This is a genomic window from Kitasatospora kazusensis, from assembly GCF_039529945.1.
Classification (GTDB): Bacteria; Actinomycetota; Actinomycetes; order Streptomycetales; family Streptomycetaceae; genus Kitasatospora; species Kitasatospora kazusensis.
Window position 1 is genome coordinate 1 of sequence record NZ_BAAANT010000048.1, and the last position, 20270, is coordinate 20270.

The 20270-nt window shown below is 73.3% G+C and carries 16 protein-coding genes, 2 rRNA genes and 1 pseudogene; 15 read left to right on the plus strand and 4 right to left on the minus strand.

Translation table 11 applies throughout. The annotated features are described in order from the left end of the window. The 4 genes and pseudogenes from ABD330_RS27765 to ABD330_RS27780 all read left to right on the plus strand — a co-directional run. A 23S ribosomal RNA gene (locus ABD330_RS27765) occupies positions 1 to 95 on the plus strand; the annotation flags it as partial. 134 nt (positions 96 to 229) lie between these two features. Next, positions 230 to 346, plus strand: a 5S ribosomal RNA gene (gene rrf / locus ABD330_RS27770). A gap of 703 nt (positions 347 to 1049) precedes the next feature. Continuing rightward, positions 1050 to 2075: pseudogene (locus ABD330_RS27775) on the plus strand (hypothetical protein); the annotation flags it as partial. Between the two features lie 129 nt (positions 2076 to 2204). Then, positions 2205 to 3089, plus strand: a complete 885-nt coding sequence (locus ABD330_RS27780) for a tetratricopeptide repeat protein (RefSeq protein ID WP_344468780.1) — start codon at positions 2205 to 2207, stop codon at positions 3087 to 3089. 108 nt (positions 3090 to 3197) lie between these two features. Here the strand turns inward: ABD330_RS27780 and ABD330_RS27785 are convergent, their stop codons facing one another. Next, a complete protein-coding gene (locus ABD330_RS27785) occupies positions 3198 to 4568 on the minus strand; it encodes a DUF1015 family protein (protein ID WP_344468750.1) in 1371 nt (456 codons plus the stop codon). An 88-nt stretch (positions 4569 to 4656) separates the two neighbouring features. On the opposite strand from ABD330_RS27785, the gene ABD330_RS27790 reads away from it, so the two are divergent. Together ABD330_RS27790 and ABD330_RS27795 are read left to right on the plus strand one after the other, a co-directional pair. Beyond that, positions 4657 to 5139 (plus strand): tetratricopeptide repeat protein, encoded by a 483-nt coding sequence (locus ABD330_RS27790; RefSeq protein ID WP_344468751.1) that lies wholly within the window; start codon positions 4657 to 4659, stop codon positions 5137 to 5139. A 53-nt stretch (positions 5140 to 5192) separates the two neighbouring features. Next, complete coding sequence (locus ABD330_RS27795; RefSeq protein ID WP_344468752.1) at positions 5193 to 6242, plus strand: HAD-IIA family hydrolase; 1050 nt, start codon at positions 5193 to 5195, stop codon at positions 6240 to 6242. A gap of 99 nt (positions 6243 to 6341) precedes the next feature. On the opposite strand, the gene ABD330_RS27800 is transcribed toward ABD330_RS27795, so the two are convergent. Next, positions 6342 to 6689: an SCP2 sterol-binding domain-containing protein gene (locus ABD330_RS27800; RefSeq protein WP_344468753.1), complete on the minus strand. Its 348-nt coding sequence runs from the start codon at positions 6687 to 6689 to the stop codon at positions 6342 to 6344. A 171-nt stretch (positions 6690 to 6860) separates the two neighbouring features. Here ABD330_RS27800 and ABD330_RS27805 point away from each other — a divergent pair, with 171 nt between their 5' ends. The 4 genes from ABD330_RS27805 (at position 6861) to ABD330_RS27820 (ending at position 9496) form a co-directional block, all read left to right on the plus strand. Next, positions 6861 to 7478, plus strand: a complete 618-nt coding sequence (locus ABD330_RS27805; RefSeq protein WP_344468754.1) for a hypothetical protein — start codon at positions 6861 to 6863, stop codon at positions 7476 to 7478. After that, positions 7471 to 7659: a hypothetical protein gene (locus tag ABD330_RS27810; RefSeq protein ID WP_344468755.1), complete on the plus strand. Its 189-nt coding sequence runs from the start codon at positions 7471 to 7473 to the stop codon at positions 7657 to 7659. Before ABD330_RS27805 ends, ABD330_RS27810 begins: the two co-directional genes overlap by 8 nt. 42 nt (positions 7660 to 7701) lie before the next feature. Further along, positions 7702 to 8508, plus strand: a complete 807-nt coding sequence (locus ABD330_RS27815) for a TlyA family RNA methyltransferase (protein ID WP_344468781.1) — start codon at positions 7702 to 7704, stop codon at positions 8506 to 8508. Positions 8509 to 8593: 85 nt separating this feature from the next. Next, on the plus strand, positions 8594 to 9496 hold the full coding sequence (locus ABD330_RS27820; protein WP_344468756.1) for an NAD kinase: 903 nt from the start codon (positions 8594 to 8596) through the stop codon (positions 9494 to 9496). Positions 9497 to 9641: 145 nt separating this feature from the next. Here the strand turns inward: ABD330_RS27820 and yczR are convergent, their stop codons facing one another. After that, on the minus strand, positions 9642 to 11141 hold the full coding sequence (yczR, locus tag ABD330_RS27825; protein ID WP_344468757.1) for a MocR-like transcription factor YczR: 1500 nt from the start codon (positions 11139 to 11141) through the stop codon (positions 9642 to 9644). Between the two features lie 154 nt (positions 11142 to 11295). Between yczR and yczE the strand changes: the two genes are divergently transcribed. The 3 genes from yczE to ABD330_RS27840 all read left to right on the plus strand — a co-directional run bounded on the left by yczE (position 11296) and on the right by ABD330_RS27840 (position 15125). Next, entirely contained in the window at positions 11296 to 11964 is a 669-nt protein-coding gene (gene yczE / locus ABD330_RS27830; protein WP_344468758.1) for a membrane protein YczE, read from the plus strand. A gap of 75 nt (positions 11965 to 12039) precedes the next feature. Further along, positions 12040 to 13788, plus strand: a complete 1749-nt coding sequence (recN, locus tag ABD330_RS27835) for a DNA repair protein RecN (protein ID WP_344468782.1) — start codon at positions 12040 to 12042, stop codon at positions 13786 to 13788. Between the two features lie 176 nt (positions 13789 to 13964). Further along, a complete protein-coding gene (locus ABD330_RS27840) occupies positions 13965 to 15125 on the plus strand; it encodes a glycosyltransferase family 4 protein (protein ID WP_344468759.1) in 1161 nt (386 codons plus the stop codon). 88 nt (positions 15126 to 15213) lie between these two features. Here ABD330_RS27840 and ABD330_RS27845 read toward each other — a convergent pair whose 3' ends face one another. After that, entirely contained in the window at positions 15214 to 17169 is a 1956-nt protein-coding gene (locus tag ABD330_RS27845) for a glycoside hydrolase family 15 protein (protein WP_344468760.1), read from the minus strand. A gap of 641 nt (positions 17170 to 17810) precedes the next feature. On the opposite strand from ABD330_RS27845, the gene pyrG reads away from it, so the two are divergent. Both pyrG and ABD330_RS27855 read left to right on the plus strand, forming a co-directional pair. Beyond that, entirely contained in the window at positions 17811 to 19487 is a 1677-nt protein-coding gene (pyrG, locus tag ABD330_RS27850; RefSeq protein WP_344468761.1) for a CTP synthase, read from the plus strand. A gap of 100 nt (positions 19488 to 19587) precedes the next feature. After that, on the plus strand, positions 19588 to 20229 hold the full coding sequence (locus ABD330_RS27855; RefSeq protein WP_344468762.1) for an NUDIX domain-containing protein: 642 nt from the start codon (positions 19588 to 19590) through the stop codon (positions 20227 to 20229). Positions 20230 to 20270: the final 41 nt, after the last annotated feature.

The window sequence follows — 20270 nt, forward strand, 5'->3', positions numbered from 1 at the left end:
AAGGCTCCCAGTAGACGACTGGGTTGATAGGCCGGATGTGGAAGCCCTGTAAGGGGTGGAGCTGACCGGTACTAATAGGCCGAGGGCTTGTCCTCAGACGCTCGCGTTCACTGTGTGGTTCCCGGGTAGCGAACAGCTATCGCCGGTGACGGACCGATGATTCGGTCCAGCCACGATAAAGAAACACCATTTAACTAAAAAGTGTGTTTCGCTGAATACCCGATAGGGTTTCGGTGGTCATAGCACGAGGGAAACGCCCGGTCACATTCCGAACCCGGAAGCTAAGCCTCGTAGCGCCGATGGTACTGCAGGGGGGACCCTGTGGGAGAGTAGGACGCCGCCGAACAATTATTCAAGGCCGTGGGCCCCAGCGAATCGCTGGGGCCCACGGCCTTTTTTGTTTTTCAGACTTACGAGACGTACGCAGGACAACCGGTCAGCCGGCGCCCGCCCGAACGCGGGACGGCGGTTGATGCCGGACAATGGAGATGGTGTGTGGCCGGGCGGCCCGCATCACACCGCACCGGGCGATGGTGTCGCCCCGGACGCGCGGTAGAGCTGAAGCAGCAGAAGGAGTCACCACGATGTCGAACCCTCCCCAGGACCGTCCCGAGCGTCGATCGGACGAAGGCCGTGGCAGCGAGCCCCGGTCGCGTGGGGGTTGGTCGAACGACCGTGGTCCGCGCCGTGACGACCGCTCGTCGGGCGGCGGCTTCCGTCGCGACGACCGTCCGTCCGGTGGCGGCGGCTACAACCGCGATGACCGTGGTCCGCGCCGCGACGACCGCCCGTCCGGCGGCCGTTCGTTCGGCGGCGACCGTCCCTCCGGTGGCGGCTACAACCGTGACGACCGTCCCTCCGGTGGCCGTTCGTTCGGTGGTGACCGTCCCTCGGGCGGTGGCTACAACCGTGACGACCGTCCGTCGGGTGGTCGTTCCTTCGGTGGTGACCGTCTGTCCGGTGGCGGCGGCTACAACCGTGACGACCGTGGCCCGCGCCGCGATGACCGTCCCTCCGGTGGCCGTTCGTTCGGTGGCGACCGTCCCTCGGGCGGTGGCTACAACCGCGATGACCGTCCGTCCGGTGGCCGTTCGTTCGGTGGTGACCGTCCCTCTGGTGGCGGTTTCAACCGTGACGACCGTGGTCCGCGTCGTGACGACCGTCCGTCCGGCGGTGGTTTCAACCGTGACGACCGTCCGTCGGGTGGTCGTTCGTTCGGTGGTGACCGTCCGTCCGGTGGCGGCGGTTTCAACCGTGACGATCGTGGCCCGCGTCGTGATGACCGTCCCTCCGGTGGCCGTTCGTTCGGTGGCGACCGTCCCTCTGGTGGCGGTTTCAACCGCGATGACCGTGGCCCGCGTCGTGACGACCGTCCGTCGGGTGGCCGTTCGTTCGGTGGTGACCGTCCGTCCGGTGGTGGTTTCAACCGTGACGACCGTGGTCCGCGTCGCGATGACCGTCCCTCGGGTGGTGGTTTCAACCGTGACGACCGTCCGTCGGGTGGTCGTTCGTTCGGTGGTGACCGTCCGTCCGGTGGTGGTTTCAACCGTGACGATCGTGGCCCGCGTCGTGACGACCGTCCGTCCGGTGGTGGTTTCAACCGCGATGACCGTGGTCCGCGTCGTGACGACCGTCCCTCGGGTGGTGGTTTCAACCGTGACGACCGTCCGTCGGGTGGCCGTTCGTTCGGTGGTGACCGTCCGTCCGGTGGCGGTTTCAACCGCGATGACCGTGGCCCGCGTCGCGATGACCGTCCCTCCGGTGGCGGCTTCCGTCGTGACGACCGTCCGTCCGGCGGTGGTTTCAACCGTGACGACCGTCCGTCCGGTGGCCGTTCCTTCGGTGGTGACCGTCCCTCGGGCGGCGGCTACAACCGCGATGACCGTGGTGCCCGTTCGTTCGGTGGTGACCGTCCGTCCGGTGGTGGTTTCAACCGTGACGACCGTGGTCCGCGTCGTGACGACCGTCCGTCCGGTGGCCGTTCGTTCGGTGGCGACCGTCCCTCTGGTGGCGGTGGCTACAACCGCGATGACCGTGGCCCGCGCCGCGACGACCGTCCGTCCGGTGGCCGTTCCTTCGGTGGTGACCGTCCGTCCGGCGGCGGGCGTTCGTACGAGAGCCGTGGTGGGCGCTTCGAGGGGCAGCGGGACGAGCGTCGTGGGGACTACGACGACCGTCGTGGGAACTTCGAGCCCGTCAAGCGGCTGCCGATCCCGGAGGACGTCACGGGCTTCGAGATCGACGCCGATGTCCGCCAGGACCTCAAGAGCCTGCCCAAGACGCTGGCCGACGATGTCGCGCGCAACCTGGTGATGGTCGCCCGGACGCTCGACACCGACGCCGAGGAGGCGTACCAGTACTCCCGGGTCGCGCTGCGGCTGGCCTCGCGTGTCGCGTCGGTCCGTGAGGCGGCCGGTTTCGCGTCGTACGTGACGCAGCGGTACGCCGAGGCGCTGACCGAGTTCCGGGCGGCTCGCCGGATGACCGGCCGGGCCGACCTGTGGCCGGTGATGGCCGACTGCGAGCGTGGTCTGGGCCGTCCGGAGCGGGCGCTGGCGATGGCCGGCGAGCCCGAGGTGAAGCAGCTGGACAAGGCCGGCCAGGTCGAGATGCGCCTGGTCGCGTCCGGTGCGCGCGGTGACATGGGCCAGTTCGAGGCCGCCGTCGTCACGCTGCAGAGCCCGGAGCTGGGCTCCAGCGCGATCCACCCGTGGACCGCGCGCCTGCGTTACGCCTACGCCGAGGCCCTGATCGCGGCCGGCCGGGGTGACGAGGCCCGTGACTGGTTCGCCAAGGCGGCGGAGGCCGACACCGAGGGTGCGACCGACGCGTCCGAGCGGCTCGCGCAGATCGACGGCCTGGAGTTCGTCGACGCTCTCGACCCCGAGCAGGACGAGGACGAGGCGGTCGCCGACCGCGGCGAGTCCGCTCCGGCCCGCAAGGTCGCCGTGGACGACACCGGTGAGAACCGGGACATCTACGAGGACGAGGAAGACGTCGAGGAGTACTACGACGAGGACGACCTTGAGGTCGTCGAGGAGTACGACGGCCGGGACGCCGCCAAGCGCCCCGAGAACGACCAGCGCTGACCGGTTCTGCCCGGCACCCACCGGTGCCGGGCAGTGACCGAGCGGTGAACTGAGGCCCTGTCCGGTACGCGATCCGCGTACCGGACAGGGCCTCAGCCGTATCCCGGGTCAGCCCAGTTCGAGGTTGCGCAGGACCAGGCCGGTGGCGGGCTTGGGACCGAAGGAAGTGGACTTGCGGGGCATCGTGACACCCTGTTCGGCGAGCCGGCGGACCACGCTCTCCTTGACCGGGTTCAGCAGGACGGCGGTGCCCCCGCTGCGCCGGGCCTCGCGTTCGGCGGCCACGGCGGCGTGCAGGTAGCCGATGTCGTCGGGGCCGTCCGGGACGCGCCAGGTGTGGTCCAGCAGGGTGGCGTGCAGCACGGTGGCGTCCAGCCGTCGCCACTCCTCCGGCTTGCCGGCCGGCACGGTCGCCGCCAGCAGTGCTTCGTCCGGCTCGGTGAGCAGCCAGAACACCCCGTCGCCGCCGGTCAGCAGGAAGGAGTTGCCGCCGTGCCGCTTGGCGTCGGCGAGCGCCTGGAGGGCGGTGTCCAGCGGGCCGGGGACCTCCTTGACCTGCCACTGGTCGCCGAGCCCGGCCAGCGCCTCGGCGATCGGCAGGCGGTACAGCACCCGGTGGATGGCCCGGACCCGCAGCGGGTAGCGGGCGGTGTCGACCAGCAGGACCAGGCCGCGGTCCCAGGGGCTGCGCGGCAGGTGCCGGTGCTCGCGCTGGAGGCGCAGGTACATCTCCCAGCGGTGGTGGCCGTCCGCGATCAGGGCCCGGCAGGTGGCCAGGTCCCGGGTGACCTCGGCCAGCTCGGCCGGGTCCGTGACCGCCCACAGCCGGTGGTGGGTGCGGTCGCTGGTGGTCGTGGTGAGCAGCGGCTCGCGGCGCACCGCGTCCTCGATCACCGCCGCCGCGCCGCCGTGGCCCCGGTAGGTCAGGAGCAGCGGTTCCAGGTTCGCCCTGGTGGTCCGCATCAGGCCGACCCGGTCGGCGACCGGCCGGGGCATCACGTCCTCGTGCGGCAGCACCACACCGGCCTCGCGGCCGCTGACCGCCAGTGCGCCGATCAGCCCGCGCTGGAGCAGCTCGCCGCCGGGGGAGTCCGGGTGGGTGCGCTGCTCGTAGACGTACAGCGCGGGCTCGGGGTCGGCGGCGAGGACGCGTTCGCGCTGCCACTCCTTGAGCAGCCGCGCCGCGTGCCGGTAGCGGGTGTCGCGGTCGGGCCGGTCACCGCCGTCGTTCGGCTCGGGTCTGGGGAGGATCAGCCGGACGATGTTGTGCGGATCCGCCGTCTCCAGGTCGAGCCGGCGGTTCGGGTCGACGACGTCGTAGGGGGGCGAGGTGACCGCCGCCAGGGTGCCGACCCGGTCGGGGACGTACCGCAGGCCGCGGAAGGGGGACAGGGACAGCCCTGCGGTGGCGACATGCCCAGGATCGCCGGGGCCGCCCGCCGGAGACTCTGCTCCGGTATCTGCACTGGGTGCACTCATTCTGGGCATGGTAATCGCGTATGCGTTGTTGGGAGATCAAAAAGCGGGACGGGTGTCGGCCCGACCGGATCGGGGAGCGAGGTAGGGCATGGGTGAGGGGCAGGAGCGGTCGGCCGGCGGGGTGCCGGAGGGCGATGTCTACGACTGGTTCCGGCGCGGTGCCCAGCTGTTGGCGGAGGGCCATCCGGCCGCCGCCGAGCAGCTGTTGAGCCGGGCGGTGGAGGCGGAGCCGCACTCGCGGAGCATCCGGGAGACGCTGGCGCGGGCCCAGTTCGACGCCCGGCTGTACGCGCAGGCGCTGGAGAACTTCCGGGCGGTAGCGCTGGCCGATCCGTCCGACGACTACGCTCAGTTCGGCTGGGGCGTCTCGGCGGCTCGGCTGGGCGACTTCGAGACCTCCGCCGAGCACCTGGCACTGGCGGTGGCGATGCGGCCCGAGGCCGACCACTACCGGGCCGCGCTGCGGCAGACCAGGGCGACGCTGGCGGCCAGGGCCGGGGAGTACGGGCCGTTGCTGCCGGGCGCGCCCGGGTACCGGGAGTCCTTGGACGCCCAGGACGGGGCTCAGTAGGGCTCCGGCCATTTCGATGGTCATTCGATCGGACAGGACGAGGTAGAGCACGCATGACGGAGATGGCTGCCGGAGCGAACCGCACCGCCCCCGGGGGTTCCGACCGCCCGCTGACCGAGGCGTACGACACCGCGCTGCTCGACCTGGACGGCGTGGTGTACGCCGGGCCGGACGCGATCGAGCACGCCGTGGACGCGCTGGCCGCCGCGCGGGAGACCGGGATGCGGCTGGCGTACGTCACCAACAATGCCTCGCGGCCGCCGCGTGTGGTGGCCGAGCACCTGACCGAGCTGGGGGTGCCCGCCGAGGCCGCCGACGTGATCAACTCCGCGCAGGCGGCGGCCCGGCTGGTCGCGGACAAGGTACCGGCCGGGTCGAAGGTGCTGGTGGTCGGCGGCGCCGGGCTGGTGGAGGCGCTGGCCGAGCGCGGGCTGGTGGCGGTGCGTTCGCTGGACGAGGACCCGGTGGCCGTGGTGCAGGGCTACGACCCGACGGTCGGCTGGCAGCACCTCGCCGAGGCCTCGTACGCGGTGGCGCGCGGCCTGCCCTGGGTGGCCTCGAACACCGACCTGACCGTGCCGACCGCGCGTGGCATCGCGCCGGGCAACGGCACCTTGGTGGCGGCCGTCCGGACGGCGACCGGCGTCGAGCCCGAGGTCGCGGGCAAGCCGCTGCCGCCGATGCACCGCGAGACGGTGATCCGTACCGGCGCGAAGCGTCCGCTGGTGGTCGGCGACCGGCTGGACACCGACATCGAGGGTGCCCACAACGGCGGCGTGGACAGCCTGCTGGTCTTCACCGGCGTCACCACGCCCGCGCTGCTGCTCGCCGCCCCGGCGCAGCACCGTCCCACCTACCTGGCGGCGGACCTGCGCGGGCTGCTGCTCCCGCAGCCCCGGGTCGAACCGCTGGGCGAGGGGCGGTACGGCTGCGGCGGGTACCTGGCGTCGGTGGACGGCGGGGTGCTGCGGCTGGAGGGCGCGGGGGAGGACCCGTACGACGGGCTGCGGGCGCTCTGCGGGGCCGCCTGGGCGGCGGCGGACGCGGATGCGGGGGCTGTGGCGCCGGACGGGCGGAAGGCGCTGGCTGAATTGGGGCTGTAGTTCCTGCGGGGGCGCGGGTGCTGTGCGATCAGGGCTCTACGGGGGTGCCTGGTTGGGCGCGCAGTTCCTCGCGCCCCCTGCTGTGCCTGACGTGCGGGTTCAGAGGAGGGTGCGCAGGCGGAGGAGGTCGCGGAAGCCGGCCTCCAGTTTGACCCGGCCGCCGGCCCAGGCGGAGGCGAAGTTCAGCTTGCCGCCGACGAGCGCGACCAGGTCGTCGCTGGCCATGGTGAGCCGGATCTCCGCCTTGGCGGGCGGCGGGCCGGGGGTCTCGACCACGTCGGTGATCCGGCCGTCCTGGAGACGGCCGGTGAAGGTCAGGTCCAGGTCGGTGATCCGGCAGGTCAGCGAGCGGTTCAGGGCGGCGGCCTGGCGGACGTCGCCGTCGGAGCCGGCCAGGTTCCTGCTGAGCTGCTCCAGTGCTGCGCGGCACTGCTCGGTGCTGGCCATGGTCCCTGGTCTCTCCCGTCCGGTCCGGTTCGCCGCCCACGCTATCCCAGCGCCCGCCCCCGATTGCCGGAGGATCCGGGCGCCGGGCGGGCGGGAAGGGGTAGCGTCGGGGCGGGCGCCCGGTATGTCCGGGCGGGCCCGGGACGTGCGAGGCGCGGAGGAGGCACTCGAATGCTGCGGGATGCGGTGCGGGGTGTGACGGTACTGGCCGTCGAACTCGCGGAGGAGACCGGTAAGCGGGTCGTCGGTACGGCGGCCGGGCTGCTGGAGCGCAGTGGTGTCGACGTGGCGGCGATCGAGCGGACGGTGGCCGGTCAGTTCCCGCCCTCGGTGCGGTCGATCCAGCTGCTGGCCGGGGAGGCCGTGACCGTGGGCCGGGCGGGGCTCGACCTCGCGGTCGGCACGGCCCGTACGGAGGCCGAGAAGATCTTCGAGCTGGTCGGCGACCAGGTGGTGAAGGTCGGCGTGGTGCTGGGCTACCTGGAGGGCCTGCTCCGCGAGGTCGAGGAGGAGCAGGCGGCGCCGGCCAAGCCGGAGTCGCGGGCCGGTGACCTGTTCGGGGTCGGCTGGGAGGACGAGAGCGAGGCCGGGCCGGCGGTGGAGCCGCAGGCGGAGGCGCCGGTCGAGCCGGAGCCGCTGGTCGAGCCCGAGCCGGTGGTCGAGCCGGTGGTCGAGCCGGAACCGGAGCCGGTCGCGGAGCAGCAGCCGCCCGCGCCGGTGAAGAAGAAGGCGGTCCGCAAGGCCGCTCCGCGCAAGAAGGCGGCGCCCGCGCCGGACGCCGATGCCTGAGCCCGCCGGGACGCCCGCCGTCAGCCCTGCCGACAGCCCCACCGGACACCCCGCCGTCGATGCCGCGCTGGGCCGGCTGGCGGCTCTGGACGGGGTGGAGACCGGCGGACACGTCGCCGTGTACGAAGATGTACACCAGCGGCTCGCGGACACCCTTGCCGCGCTCGATCAGCAGCAGTGACGTGCGGCATGACTGGTAGCAGGAGCTGAAGTAGCAGTGGCAGTGGCACGACGCCGACTCGACGCGGAGCTGGTCCGCCGCAACCTGGCCCGTTCGCGTGAGCATGCGAGCGAGCTGATCGCGGCCGGCCGGGTGACGGTCGGCGGCACCACCGCGACCAAGCCCGCGACCCAGGTGGAGACCTCGGCCGCCGTGGTCGTGGCCAAGGACGACAACGACCCCGACTACGTCTCGCGCGGCGGGCACAAGCTGGCCGGCGCGTTCGCGGCCTTCGTCCCGCAGGGGTTGGTGGTCGAGGGCCGCCGGGCACTGGACGCCGGCGCCTCCACCGGAGGCTTCACGGACGTGCTGCTGCGGGCGGGCACCGCCCACGTGCTGGCGGTGGACGTCGGGTACGGGCAGCTCGCCTGGTCGCTGCAGAGCGACGAGCGGGTCACCGTGATGGACCGGACCAACGTCCGCGAGCTGACCCTGGAGCAGCTCGGCGGGGTGCCGGTCGACCTGGTGGTCGGCGACCTCTCGTTCATCTCGCTCGGCCTGGTGCTGCCCGCCCTGGCGGGCTGCTGCGCCGAGGACGCCGACCTGGTGATGATGGTCAAACCGCAGTTCGAGATCGGCAAGGAACGGCTCGGCAGCGGCGGGGTCGTGCGTAGCCCGGAGCTGCGGGCCGAGATGGTCCGGCGGGTCGCCGACCAGGCCTGGGCCCTCGGGCTGGGCGTCCAGGGCGTCACCGCGAGCCCGCTGCCGGGCCCGTCCGGGAACGTCGAATACTTCCTGTGGCTGCGCCGGGGCGCCCCCCGGCTGGACCCGGCCGACGCGGACCGCGCCGTCGCGGAGGGGCCCCGGTAAAGACGGCCCCCCAATTGTCGGGGGGATTAAGGTACTCGGCAGACGTCCGACCGCCATGGGGCAGGCGTAGGGAGAGGGCATCGGTATGAGCGAGGCACGTACGGTCTTCCTGGTTGCGCACACCGGCCGGGAGGCGGCACTGCGCAGTGTCGAGGGGCTGGTGCACGGCCTGCTCAAGGCGGGGCTCAGGATCAGACTGTTCGCCTCCGAGGCGGTCGGGCTCGACCTGCCGGACGGGGTGGAGCGGGTGCCCGGCGGGCACGGCGCGGCGGACGGCTGCGAACTCATCCTGGTCGCGGGCGGCGACGGGACGCTGCTGCGCGGCGCCGAACTGGCCCGGGAGTCCGGGCTGCCGATGCTGGGCATCAACCTCGGCCGGGTCGGCTTCCTGGCGGAGGCCGAGCGGGACGATCTGGCGGTGGTGGTCGACCGGGTGGTCGACGCCGACTACGAGATCGAGGACCGGATGACCCTCGACGTGCTGGTGCGGACCAACGGCGACGTGATCCACGAGGACTGGGCGCTGAACGAGGCGTCGATCGAGAAGGCCTCGCGCGAGCGGATGCTGGAGGTGGTGACCGAGGTGGACGGCCGTCCGGTCTCCAACTTCGGCTGCGACGGGGTGGTCTGCGCGACGCCGACCGGTTCCACCGCGTACGCCTTCTCCGGCGGCGGGCCGGTGGTGTGGCCGGAGGTGGAGGCGCTGCTGATGGTGCCGATCAGTGCGCACGCGCTGTTCGCGCGGCCGCTGGTCACCTCGCCGGACTCGGTGCTGGCGGTGGAGGTGCAGCCGAAGACCCCGCACGGGGTGCTCTGGTGCGACGGGCGCCGCTCGGTCGAACTCCCGGCCGGGGCCCGGGTGGAGGTCCGTCGCGGCCGCACTCCCGTCCGGCTGGCCCGGCTGCACCGGGCGCCGTTCACCGACCGGCTGGTGGCCAAGTTCGCGCTGCCGGTGACGGGGTGGCGTGGGCGGGCCGGTGCTTGCTGAGCCCTGGGGGCGCGGGGGGCTTCGCGGGGTTGGCCATCAGTTGGGGCGGACCCCAGGGGGCGCGGGGAGCTGTGCGGATCGGGAGTGACGGTGAGGTGCCTTCCGCCCTCGCGCAGTTCCTCGCGCCCCTGGATTACAGCTTTCGTTAGATGGCGAGGGGCGGGTCGGTGAGGGGGGTTTCGCTGCCGCCTGCGGCGAGGGCCGCGGCTGTGGCGAGGCGGGCGATCGCGGCCGGGGCCGCGGCGGCCGGGACGGTGAACGGGATGCGCAGGTAGTTCTCGAAGGCGCCGTCCACGCCGAAGCGGGAGCCGGCCGCGAGTCGTACGCCGACGCGGTCGCCGGCTTGGGCCAGCGCGGCTCCGGAGAGTCCGTCGGTGGCGGTCCAGAGGCAGAGGCCGCCGGGCGGGAACGCGAAGCGCCAGCGCGGGAGTTGCTCGCGCAGTGCGGCCGCCAGCGCCTCGGCGCCGGACCGCAGCCGCTGGTGCTGGTGGGCGCGGACCTCGGCGAAGCGGTCGGTGAGCAGGGCGGCGGCGATCAGCTGGTCCAGGACCGGGGTGCCGACGTCGGTGTACACCCGGTCGGCGGCCAACTGCCGTACCAGGCTGGGGCTGGCGCGCAGCCAGCCGATCCGCAGGCCGCCCCAGAGGGTCTTGCTCGCCGAACCGATGGTGATCACCTGGGCGGCCCGGTCCAGCGCGGCCGTCGGGCGGGGAAGCTCCTGCGCGCCGCCGCCCCAGCCGAGTTCGGCGGGTGTCTCGTCCACCACGACGGTCGTCCCGGCGGCGCGGGCGGCGGCGAGCAGTTCGCGGCGCTGCTGTTCGTCGATCAGGGCGCCGGTCGGGTTCTGGAAGTCGGGGATGACGAACGCGGCCCGGGGCGCCGCGCCGCGCAGCACCCGCTGCCACTGCGGGAGGTCCCAGCGCGGCAGTTCGTCCGGGCCGCCGGGCCAGGCGTGCGGTACGGCCACCAGCCGGGCGCCGCCCCGCCGCAGTGACTGGAGGGTGTGCGCGTAGCTGGGCGCCTCGACCGCGACCCGGCCGCCGGGGCCGACCAGGGCGTGCCGGGCCAGGTGCAGGGCGCCCATCGCGCCGGTGGTGACCAGGATCTGGTCGGGTGTGGTCGGCAGCCCGCGTTCGGTGTACCGGCGTGCGACGGCCTCCCGCAGCACCGGTACGCCGGTGGGGTAGTGGCCGTGCCCGGCGGCGTACGCGGGCAGCTGTTCGACTGCCTGGGCGGCGGCCTCGCCGAGGTACGGCTGCGGGGCGGGCAGCGCGGCGACGCCGAGGTCGAGCACCGCCCCGCGCTCGTCCGGCGGCACGGGGTGCAGTGCGTCGCCGGGCGGCCGGCTGCCCTCGGGCAGGGTGGTCCAGCTGCCGGAGCCCCGGCGGCTGCGCAGGAAGCCCTCCGCCCGGAGCGCCTCGTACGCGGCGGCGACCGTCGTGCGGCTGAGCTCCAGCGCCAGGGCGAGCTCCCGCTCGGCGGGCAGCCGGGCGCCGACCGGCAGCCGGCCCTCCGAGACCAGCGTGCGGACCTGGCCCGCGAGCGTCCGGTACGCGGGCCGGTGGCCTGCGGGGGCGGGCAGCCGGGCGTCACGCAGCAGGCGGGCCAGCGCGGGCGGGGTCACGGTGCTCTGCCACTCGGTCATGCGAGGCCTCCGGAACAGTCCACTTGCCAGTGATTGGACCTGGTTCCGGTCCGGTTGGACTGCTCATCATGGCACTGCGGCCATGGTGGCCGCCATCCCGCAACCCGGGCGCACCCGGGGCCCGCGCACCCCCAGAACGCATCCGAGGAGCCGCATGGCCGCCATCACGCCGACCGCGACCACCCCCTGGAGTACCGACCGGCTCGGCCGGCGCCTGCCGCAGCTGCTGTTCGGCCTCTGGCTCTACGGCGCCAGCTCGGGGCTGATGGTCCGGGCCGGGCTCGGGGTGAACCCCTGGACCGTCTTCCACCAGGGCATGCAGCGCCACTTCGGGCTGAGCATGGGCACCTGGACGACCCTCACCGGCGCCGCCGTCCTGCTGCTCTGGATCCCGCTGCGGCAGCGGCCCGGGATCGGCACGGTCGGGAACGTCCTGATCCTGGGCGTCGCCATGGACCTCACCCTCGGTGTGGTGGCCGCCCCGGGTTCCTGGGCCGGCCGGATCGCCCTGCTGCTGCTCGGCGTCCTGCTCAACGGCCTGGCCACCGGTCTCTACATCGGCGCCCGGCTCGGCCCCGGGCCGCGCGACGGCCTGATGACCGGCCTGCACCGGCGGACCGGCCGGTCCCTGCGGCTGATGCGGGTCTCGGTCGAACTCACCGTGCTGGCCGTCGGGATCCTGCTCGGTGGCACCGTGGGCGTCGGTACAGTCGTATACGCACTGGCGATCGGGCCGCTGGCACAGTTCTTCCTCCGGTGGTGCACCGTGCCGTCGGGTCCGAGTGCCCGCAGGCCCTTGGAAAAGGAAGCCCGGAAGGGATGAACTTCCCCCTCGAGCACCTACGCTCGTCGCGCGAGGGGGGTGGAACCTCGTAAGGTCGTCTCCGTGCTGGACGAGATGCGGATACGGGATCTTGGCGTCATCGACGACGCGGTGGTCGAACTGGCACCGGGCTTCACAGCGGTGACGGGCGAGACGGGTGCGGGCAAGACCATGGTGGTGACCAGCCTCGGGCTCCTGCTCGGAGGCCGGGCCGACCCCGGGCTGGTGCGCCGTGGGGCGGACCGGGCGGTGGTCGAGGGCCGGATCGGGCTGCCCCCGGGCTCCCCGGTGGCCGCCCGCGCGCTGGAGGCGGGCGCCGAGCTGGACGACGGCGCGCTGCTGATCAGCCGCACGGTCTCCGCCGAGGGCCGCTCGCGCGCCCACGTCGGCGGCCGCGCCGTGCCGGTCGGGCTGCTCGCCGAACTCGGCGAGGACCTGATCGCCGTGCACGGCCAGACCGACCAGCAGCGCCTGCTGCGCCCCTCCCGCCAGCGCGGTGCGCTGGACCGCTACGCGGGTGAGGCGGTCGCCGGGCCGCTGACCCGCTACCGCGCGGTCTACCGGACCCTGCGCGAGGTCTCCGCGACCCTGGAGGAGCTGACCACCCGGGCCCGTGAGCGGGCCCAGGAGGCTGACCTGCTCCGGTTCGGGCTGGAAGAGGTCGCCGCCGCCGAGCCGGTCGCGGGCGAGGACACCGAGCTCTCCGCCGAGGCCGAGCGCCTCGGCCACGCCGACGCGCTCTCCTCCGCCGCCACCCAGGCCCACGCCGCCCTCGCGGGCGACCCCACCGAGCCGGACTCGGTGGACGCGGGCACCCTGCTCGCGCAGGCCCGCCGCGCCCTGGACGGCGTGCGCGGCCACGACGAGCGCCTCGCCGCCCTCGCCGACCGCCTGAACGAGGTCGGCTACCTGCTCACCGACGTCGCCCAGGACCTGGCCGGCTACGCCGACGACCTGGACGCCGACCCCGCCCGCCTGGCGGCCGTCGAGGACCGCCGGGCCGTGCTGGCCCAGCTGCTGCGCAAGTACGGCGGCCCGGCCCACACCCACGGACAGGGCACCCTCGCCGAGGTGCTGGAGTGGGCCGAGACGAGCTCCGCCCGGCTGCTGGAGCTGGACGGCGACGACGAGCGGATCGACGAGCTCGGGGCCCGGGAGACCGCGCTGCGCGCCGAGTTGGCCGAGCTGGCGGCCGAGGTCTCGGCGGCCCGGCAGGCCGCCGCCGGACGGTTCGCCGAGGCGGTCTCCGCCGAGCTCGCCGAGCTGGCCATGCCGCACGCCCGGGTGACCTTCGCCCTCAGCCGGGTCGACGACCTGGCGGGCATCGAGCTCGACGGGCGCACCGTCGCGTACGGGTCGCACGGCGTGGACGAGGTCGAGGTGCTGCTCGCCCCGCACCCCGGCGCCTCGCCGAGGCCGATCGCCAAGGGCGCCTCGGGCGGTGAGCTCTCCCGGGTGATGCTGGCCGTCGAGGTGGTCTTCGCGGGTGCCGACCCGGTGCCGACGTACCTCTTCGACGAGGTCGACGCCGGTGTCGGCGGCAAGGCGGCCGTCGAGATCGGCCGTCGGCTGGCCAAGCTGGCGGAGAGCGCACAGGTGGTCGTGGTGACGCACCTCCCGCAGGTCGCGGCCTTCGCGGACCGGCACCTGGTGGTCGAGAAGACCAGCGACGGCACGGTGACCCGCAGTGGCGTCAAGGTGCTGAACGACGAGGAGCGGGTCCGCGAGCTCTCCCGGATGCTGGCCGGCCTGGAGGACTCCGAGCTGGGCCGCGCCCACGCCGAGGAGCTGCTCGCCGCGGCACGTGCTCCGCGCGGGCGCTGAGGCTTCCTGCTGTGGGCGCGCGCAGGTGAGCGCGGCGGGAGGGCGCGGGTCGTTGCCGAGCCACCTGCGTGCGGTCGTGGCGTCGGCTGTCCAAGGGGCTGTCCGACCTGGCATGGTGGCGGCTGGATACTGGCATCCCAGACCGTGAGTTAGTGATCGAGTCGGAGCGAGACGACGTGGACCAATCCGTCAACCGGGCCACCGCTGCCGCCCCCGAGCCGGGGCAGCTGCAGGTGGTGTTCGTCCTGGCCGCCAGCACCGGCGGCATCGGAGCCCACGTGCGCTCCCTCGCCCAGGGGCTGGTGGCGCACGGCGTCGGCGTGACGGTCTGCGCGCCCGCCGGGACGGACTCGCTGTTCGGCTTCTCCCGGACGGGCGCGCGCTTCCACCTGGTCGACATCACGCCGACGGCGGGCGCCCGCAGCGACGCCGCGGCCATCGGCGAGCTGCGCCGCGCGTTCACCGGCGCGGACGTCGTGCACGCGCACGGCCTGCGCGCCGGGCTGCTGTCCGACCTGGCGCTGCGTACCGCCGGACGCTTCCCGGGCCTGCGGCCGGAGACGCCGCTGGTGGTGACCTCGCACCACGCGATGCTGGCCACCGGTATGGAGCGCCGGCTGCAACGCCTGATGGAGCGCAGGGTCGCCCGGGCGGCCGACCTGGTGCTCGGCGCCTCCTCCGACCTGGTGGCCCGGGCCCGCGAGCTGGGCGCCTCCGACGCCCGGCTCGGCCCGGTCGCCGCCCCGCCGATGCCGCCCGGCGAGCTGGGCCGCGAGGCGGCCCGGGCGCGGCTGCTGGGGGACCGGCCGGACCGGCCGGTGGTGCTGGCGATCGGGCGGCTGGTGCAGCAGAAGTCCTTCGGGCTGCTGCTGGACGCGGCGCGGGACCTCGGCGAGGCCGACCCGGTGGTGCTGATCGCCGGCGAGGGCCCCGAGCGGGCCGGGCTGGGGGAGCGGATCGCCACCGAGCGGCTCCCGGTGAGGCTGCTGGGATACCGCGCCGACGTGCCCGACCTGCTGGCCGCGGCGGACGTCGTGGTCGTCAGCAGCCGCTGGGAGGCCCGCTCGCTGGTGGTCCAGGAGGCCATGCGGGCCGGTGTCCCGGTGGTCTCGACGGCCGTCGGCGGGGTGCCCGAGCTGGTCGGCGAGGCGGCGGTGCTGGTGCCGTACGGCGATGCGGGGGCGCTCGGCGCGGCCGTGCGGGGGCTCCTGGCGGAGCCGGACCGGCGGGCCGCGCTGGCCGCGGCCGGCCGGGCGCAGGCCGAGACCTGGCCGGACGAGGCGGCGACGGTGGCGCAGGTGCTCAGTACGTACGACGAGTTGGTGCAGCGGAGCTGAGGCACCCGTCCGGGGGCGGGGGACTGTGCGACCAGGGCGCTCCGAAGGTGCCTGGTCGTGCGCGCAGTTCCCCGCGCCCCTGAAAAATCTAGACGGTGGCCTGTTCGGTGGTGCGGCCGGTGGGCTGGGTGGAGAGGTAGGCACCGGCGCAGGCGGTGAGGCGCAGGGCGGTGTCGATCAGGGGGACGTGGCTGAAGGCCTGGGGGAAGTTGCCGACCTGGCGCTTGGCGCGCGGGTCCCACTCCTCGGCGAGCAGGCCGACGTCGTTGCGCAGGGACAGCAGCTTGTCGAAGAGCTCCCGGGCCTCCTGGACCCGGCCGATCATCGCCAGGTCGTCGGCCAGCCAGAACGAGCAGGCCAGGAAGGCCCCTTCGTGGCCGGACAGGCCGTCGACGTTGTTCCCCTGGTCGTCGTGGGTCGGGTAGCGCAGCACGAAGCCGTCCTCGGTGGACAGCTCGCGCTGGATCGCCTCGATGGTGCCGATCACCCGCTTGTCGTCCGGCGGGAGGAAGCCGACCTGCGGGATCAGCAGCAGTGAGGCGTCCAGCTCCCGGCCGCCGTAGTACTGGGTGAAGGTGTTCCGCTCGGCGTCGTAGCCCTTCTCGCAGACGTCCCGGTGGATGGTGTCGCGCAGTTCCTTCCAGCGCTCCAGCGGGCCGTCGGTGGGGGACTGCTCGATCAGCTTGATGGTGCGGTCCACCGCGACCCAGGCCATCACCTTGGAGTGCACGAAGTGCCGGCGCGGTCCGCGCACCTCCCAGATGCCCTCGTCCGGCTCCGTCCAGTGCTGCTCCAGGTAGCTGATCAGCTTGAGCTGGAGGTGGTGGGCGTGGTCGTTGCGGGTCAGCCCGGTCATGTGGGCCAGGTGCAGCGCCTCGACCACCTCGCCGTAGACGTCCAGTTGGAGCTGCCCGGCCGCGCCGTTGCCGACCCGGACGGGCTGCGAGCCCTCGTAGCCGGGCAGCCAGTCGAGCTCGGACTCGGTCAGCTCGCGCTCGCCCGCGATGCCGTACATGATCTGCAGGTTCTCCGGGTCCCCGGCGACGGCCCGCAGCAGCCACTCGCGCCAGGCGCGGGCCTCGTCGCGGTAGCCGGTGCGCAGCAGCGAGGAGAGGGTGATCGCGGCGTCGCGGAGCCAGGTGTAGCGGTAGTCCCAGTTGCGTTCGCCGCCGATGTCCTCGGGCAGTGAGGTGGTCGGGGCGGCGACGATGCCGCCGGTGGGGGCGTAGGTGAGGCCCTTGAGGGTGATCAGCGAGCGGACCACGGCCTCCCGGTAGGGGCCCTGGTAGGTGCACTGGCTGACCCAGTCGCGCCAGAACTGCATGGTCTCGGTGAGCAGTTGTTCGGCGTCCGGGGCGGTCGGCGCGGGCAGGTGGGAGGCCTGCCAGGTGAGCGCGAAGGCGATCCGCTCGCCCTCGTGGACGGTGAAGTCCGCGTACGTCGTCAGGTCGCGCCCGTACGTCTCGGCCTCGCCGTCCAGCCAGACCGAGTCGGGCCCGGCGACCGCGCAGGTGCGGTGGCTGCCGTCGGCCTGCTCGACCCGGTGCACCCACGGGACGACCCGGCCGTAGCTGAACCGCATCCGCAGCGCCGAGCGCATCCGGACCGTGCCGGAGACGCCCTCGACGATCCGGATCATCTGCGGGACGGAGTCCCGGCCGGCCAGCGGGCGCGGCGGCATGAAGTCGGTCACCCGGACGCTGCCGCCCTGGGAGTCCCACTCCTGCTCCAGGATCAGCGAGTCGCCCCGGTAGCGCCGCCGGTCGGCGGGCACGGCGGGGGCCGCGGCGGTGGGCGGGATGACGCGGATCTCACCCGAATCGGTGAGGGCGGAGCGCGGCGCCGGGGCGCCGGCCCCGTCGGCGACCGGTTCGGCCGGGCCGATCCGCCAGAACCCGTGTTCGTCGGTGCCGAGCAGCCCGGCGAACACGGCCGGCGAGTCGAATCTGGGAAGGCAGAGCCAGTCGACCGCCCCGTCCCTGCTGACCAGGGCGGCGGTCTGCATGTCCCCGATGAGTGCGTAATCCTCGATACGGCCGGCCACGTGGGTCTCCAGTTCGCAAGATGTGCTCGGCGGCGCCCGACGGCGGGGAGCGGGCGGTTCTGCGCGGCCGGATACCCGGGGCGGGGCGCTCGCGGACTCCTGCGGCTGCGCAGGGAGTTCGACGGGCGTCCGGACGGGGCCCGGTGGGGCCCTGGCCTGAACGGGTGAACTGGTACGGGAGGTGTCCGGTCGCGCATCGGGGACCGAGGGGCGTCGTCCTGACCCCCTCGCCCTCCCGCGTGCTCTGCTTGTCGGCGATGCGTCCGTGCAGGATACGTCGGTGGGATGGGGTGGGGCACGTGAAGAGCGCCTCGTCCGGCCGCCGTCACACCAAATGAATCCAAAGTGGTCCGTCTGGAGCATCCGGGATGAGCCTTCCGAACCATCTGGAGGTGATCCTTCCGGGCCCCCGGGCACCCCCCGCCGGTGCCCCCGGACCGGCCGTCCGGGGGCCCGGAGGGTGTCCGCCCGGTCCGCGCCGACGCTGCGCCGGGTGTCCGCCGGGGCTCCGCGGCGACGGTCCCGAACGCGTTCGGCGCAGGTCGCTGATACCCTGGTATCCCGTGGACCGGTGGGCTAAGGAGCGCCTCAGGCCCCTCCACCAGCGTCACCTTCGACACGCGACCCACGGGAGCCCCCTCTTGGCACAGCCCCATTCCGGCAAGGCAGCAATCGGCCGCGCCGTGACGACCAAGCACCTCTTCGTCACCGGGGGTGTCGCCTCTTCGCTCGGCAAGGGCCTCACCGCCTCCAGCCTCGGTGCCCTGCTCAAGGCCCGCGGTCTGCGCGTGACGATGCAGAAGCTCGACCCGTACCTCAACGTGGACCCGGGCACCATGAACCCGTTCCAGCACGGTGAGGTCTTCGTCACCGACGACGGCGCCGAGACCGACCTGGACGTCGGCCACTACGAGCGATTCCTCGACACCAACCTGCACGGTTCGGCGAACGTCACCACCGGCCAGGTGTACTCGACGGTCATCGCCAAGGAGCGCCGCGGCGAGTACCTGGGCGACACCGTCCAGGTCATCCCGCACATCACCAACGAGATCAAGTCCCGGATCCGCCGGATGGCGACCGAGGACGTCGACGTCGTGATCACCGAGGTCGGCGGCACCGTCGGCGACATCGAGTCGCTGCCGTTCCTGGAGGCCGTCCGCCAGGTCCGCCACGAGGTCGGCCGGGACAACGTGTTCTTCGTGCACGTCTCCCTGCTGCCGTACATCGGCCCCTCGGGCGAGCTGAAGACCAAGCCGACCCAGCACTCCGTCGCGGCCCTGCGTAGCATCGGCATCCAGCCGGACGCCATCGTGCTGCGCGCCGACCGCGAGGTCCCGGCGGCCATCAAGCGCAAGATCTCGCTGATGTGCGACGTCGACGAGGAGGCCGTGGTCGCGGCCATCGACGCCAAGTCGATCTACGACATCCCCAAGGTGCTGCACGGCGAGGGCCTGGACGCGTACGTGGTGCGCCGCCTGGACCTGCCGTTCCGCGACGTGGACTGGACCACCTGGGACGACCTGCTGCGCCGGGTCCACGAGCCGCAGCACATCGTCAAGGTGGCGCTGGTCGGCAAGTACATCGACCTCCCCGACGCGTACCTGTCGGTGACCGAGGCCCTGCGGGCCGGCGGGTTCGCCAACAACGCGCGCGTCGAGATCAAGTGGGTCACCTCGGACGACTGCTCGACCCCCGAGGGCGCCCGCGAGCAGCTCGGCGACGTGGACGCGATCTGCATCCCCGGCGGCTTCGGCGACCGCGGTGTGGACGGCAAGGTCGCCGCGATCACCTACGCCCGCGAGAACAAGGTCCCGCTGCTGGGGCTCTGCCTCGGCCTGCAGTGCGTGGTCATCGAGGCCGCCCGCAACCTGGCGGGCCTGCCCGAGGCGAACTCCACCGAGTTCGACCCGGCGGCCAAGTACCCGGTCATCTCCACGATGGCCGAGCAGCTGGCGATCGTGGACGGCAAGGGCGACCTGGGCGGCACCATGCGGCTCGGCCTCTACCCGGCCAAGCTCGCCGAGGGCTCGATCGTCCGCGAGGTCTACGGCGGCGAGCAGTACGTGGACGAGCGCCACCGCCACCGCTACGAGGTCAACAACGCGTACCGCGCCGACCTGGAGAAGACCGGCCTGCAGTTCTCCGGCCTGTCCCCCAAGGGCGACCTGGTCGAGTACGTCGAGTACCCGCGCGAGGTGCACCCCTACCTGGTCGCCACCCAGGCGCACCCGGAGCTGAAGTCCCGCCCGACCCGCCCGCACCCGCTGTTCGCGGGCCTGGTGGCGGCGGCCATCAAGATCAAGACTGCTGGCGAGTAACACTCGGCGCAGAGCTGGGACGGCGGTCGCGCGGATCATCGCGCGGCCGCCGTCCGGCATATTCGGCATATGTTTGGCCGTACCGACAAAGGGGAGTGCGATGACGGACAGCGGGCAGATCAGGGACGTGGCCGAGGAGTGGCGGGTGCTCTCCAGCGAGACCCCCTTCCAGGGGCGGGTCACCGGGGTGCGGACCGACGAGGTCGAGATGCCGGACGGGTCCACCGCCCGCCGGGACTACCAGATCCACCCCGGCTCGGTGAGCATCCTCGCGCTGGACTCCCAGCAGCGGGTGCTGATCGTCCGCCAGTACCGGCACCCCGTCCGCCAGCGGCTCTGGGAGCTGCCCGCCGGGCTGCTGGACGTCCCCGGCGAGAACCCGCTGCACGCCGCCCAGCGCGAGCTGTACGAGGAGGCGCACTGCAAGGCGGGGGAGTGGAAGGTGCTGGTCGACTTCTACACCTCGCCCGGCGGCACCGACGAGGCGCTGCGGCTCTTCCTCGCCACCGACCTCGCCGAGGCGGAGGGCGACCGCTACGCCGCGCACGGCGAGGAGCTGGAGATCGAGGTCGCCCGGGTGCCGCTGGCGGAGCTGGTCGCCCTGGTGCTGGCCGGCGAGCTGCACAACCCGACCCTGATCACGGGCACGCTGGCGCTGCACGCCGCGCTGACATCGGGAGGGCTCGACGCGTTGCGTCCTGCGGACTCGGCCTGGCCGGCCCGGCCCTTCCGGGCGGGCTGAGGGGGCGCTCCGCGGGGTTGCCCCGAGAGTGAGGGCCGACC

What these genes read in the sequence shown, in the direction of transcription:
- ABD330_RS27785 (WP_344468750.1), bottom strand. Translation starts at nt 4,568, where the DNA reads ATGAGTGCACCCAGTGCAGATACCGGAGCAGAGTCTCCGGCGGGCGGC.
- ABD330_RS27790 (WP_344468751.1), top strand. Translation starts at nt 4,657, where the DNA reads ATGGGTGAGGGGCAGGAGCGGTCGGCCGGCGGGGTGCCGGAGGGCGAT.
- ABD330_RS27795 (WP_344468752.1), top strand. Translation starts at nt 5,193, where the DNA reads ATGACGGAGATGGCTGCCGGAGCGAACCGCACCGCCCCCGGGGGTTCC.
- ABD330_RS27800 (WP_344468753.1), bottom strand. Translation starts at nt 6,689, where the DNA reads ATGGCCAGCACCGAGCAGTGCCGCGCAGCACTGGAGCAGCTCAGCAGG.
- ABD330_RS27805 (WP_344468754.1), top strand. Translation starts at nt 6,861, where the DNA reads ATGCTGCGGGATGCGGTGCGGGGTGTGACGGTACTGGCCGTCGAACTC.
- ABD330_RS27810 (WP_344468755.1), top strand. Translation starts at nt 7,471, where the DNA reads ATGCCTGAGCCCGCCGGGACGCCCGCCGTCAGCCCTGCCGACAGCCCC.
- ABD330_RS27820 (WP_344468756.1), top strand. Translation starts at nt 8,594, where the DNA reads ATGAGCGAGGCACGTACGGTCTTCCTGGTTGCGCACACCGGCCGGGAG.
- yczR (WP_344468757.1), bottom strand. Translation starts at nt 11,141, where the DNA reads ATGACCGAGTGGCAGAGCACCGTGACCCCGCCCGCGCTGGCCCGCCTG.
- yczE (WP_344468758.1), top strand. Translation starts at nt 11,296, where the DNA reads ATGGCCGCCATCACGCCGACCGCGACCACCCCCTGGAGTACCGACCGG.
- recN (WP_344468782.1), top strand. Translation starts at nt 12,040, where the DNA reads ATGCGGATACGGGATCTTGGCGTCATCGACGACGCGGTGGTCGAACTG.
- ABD330_RS27855 (WP_344468762.1), top strand. Translation starts at nt 19,588, where the DNA reads ATGACGGACAGCGGGCAGATCAGGGACGTGGCCGAGGAGTGGCGGGTG.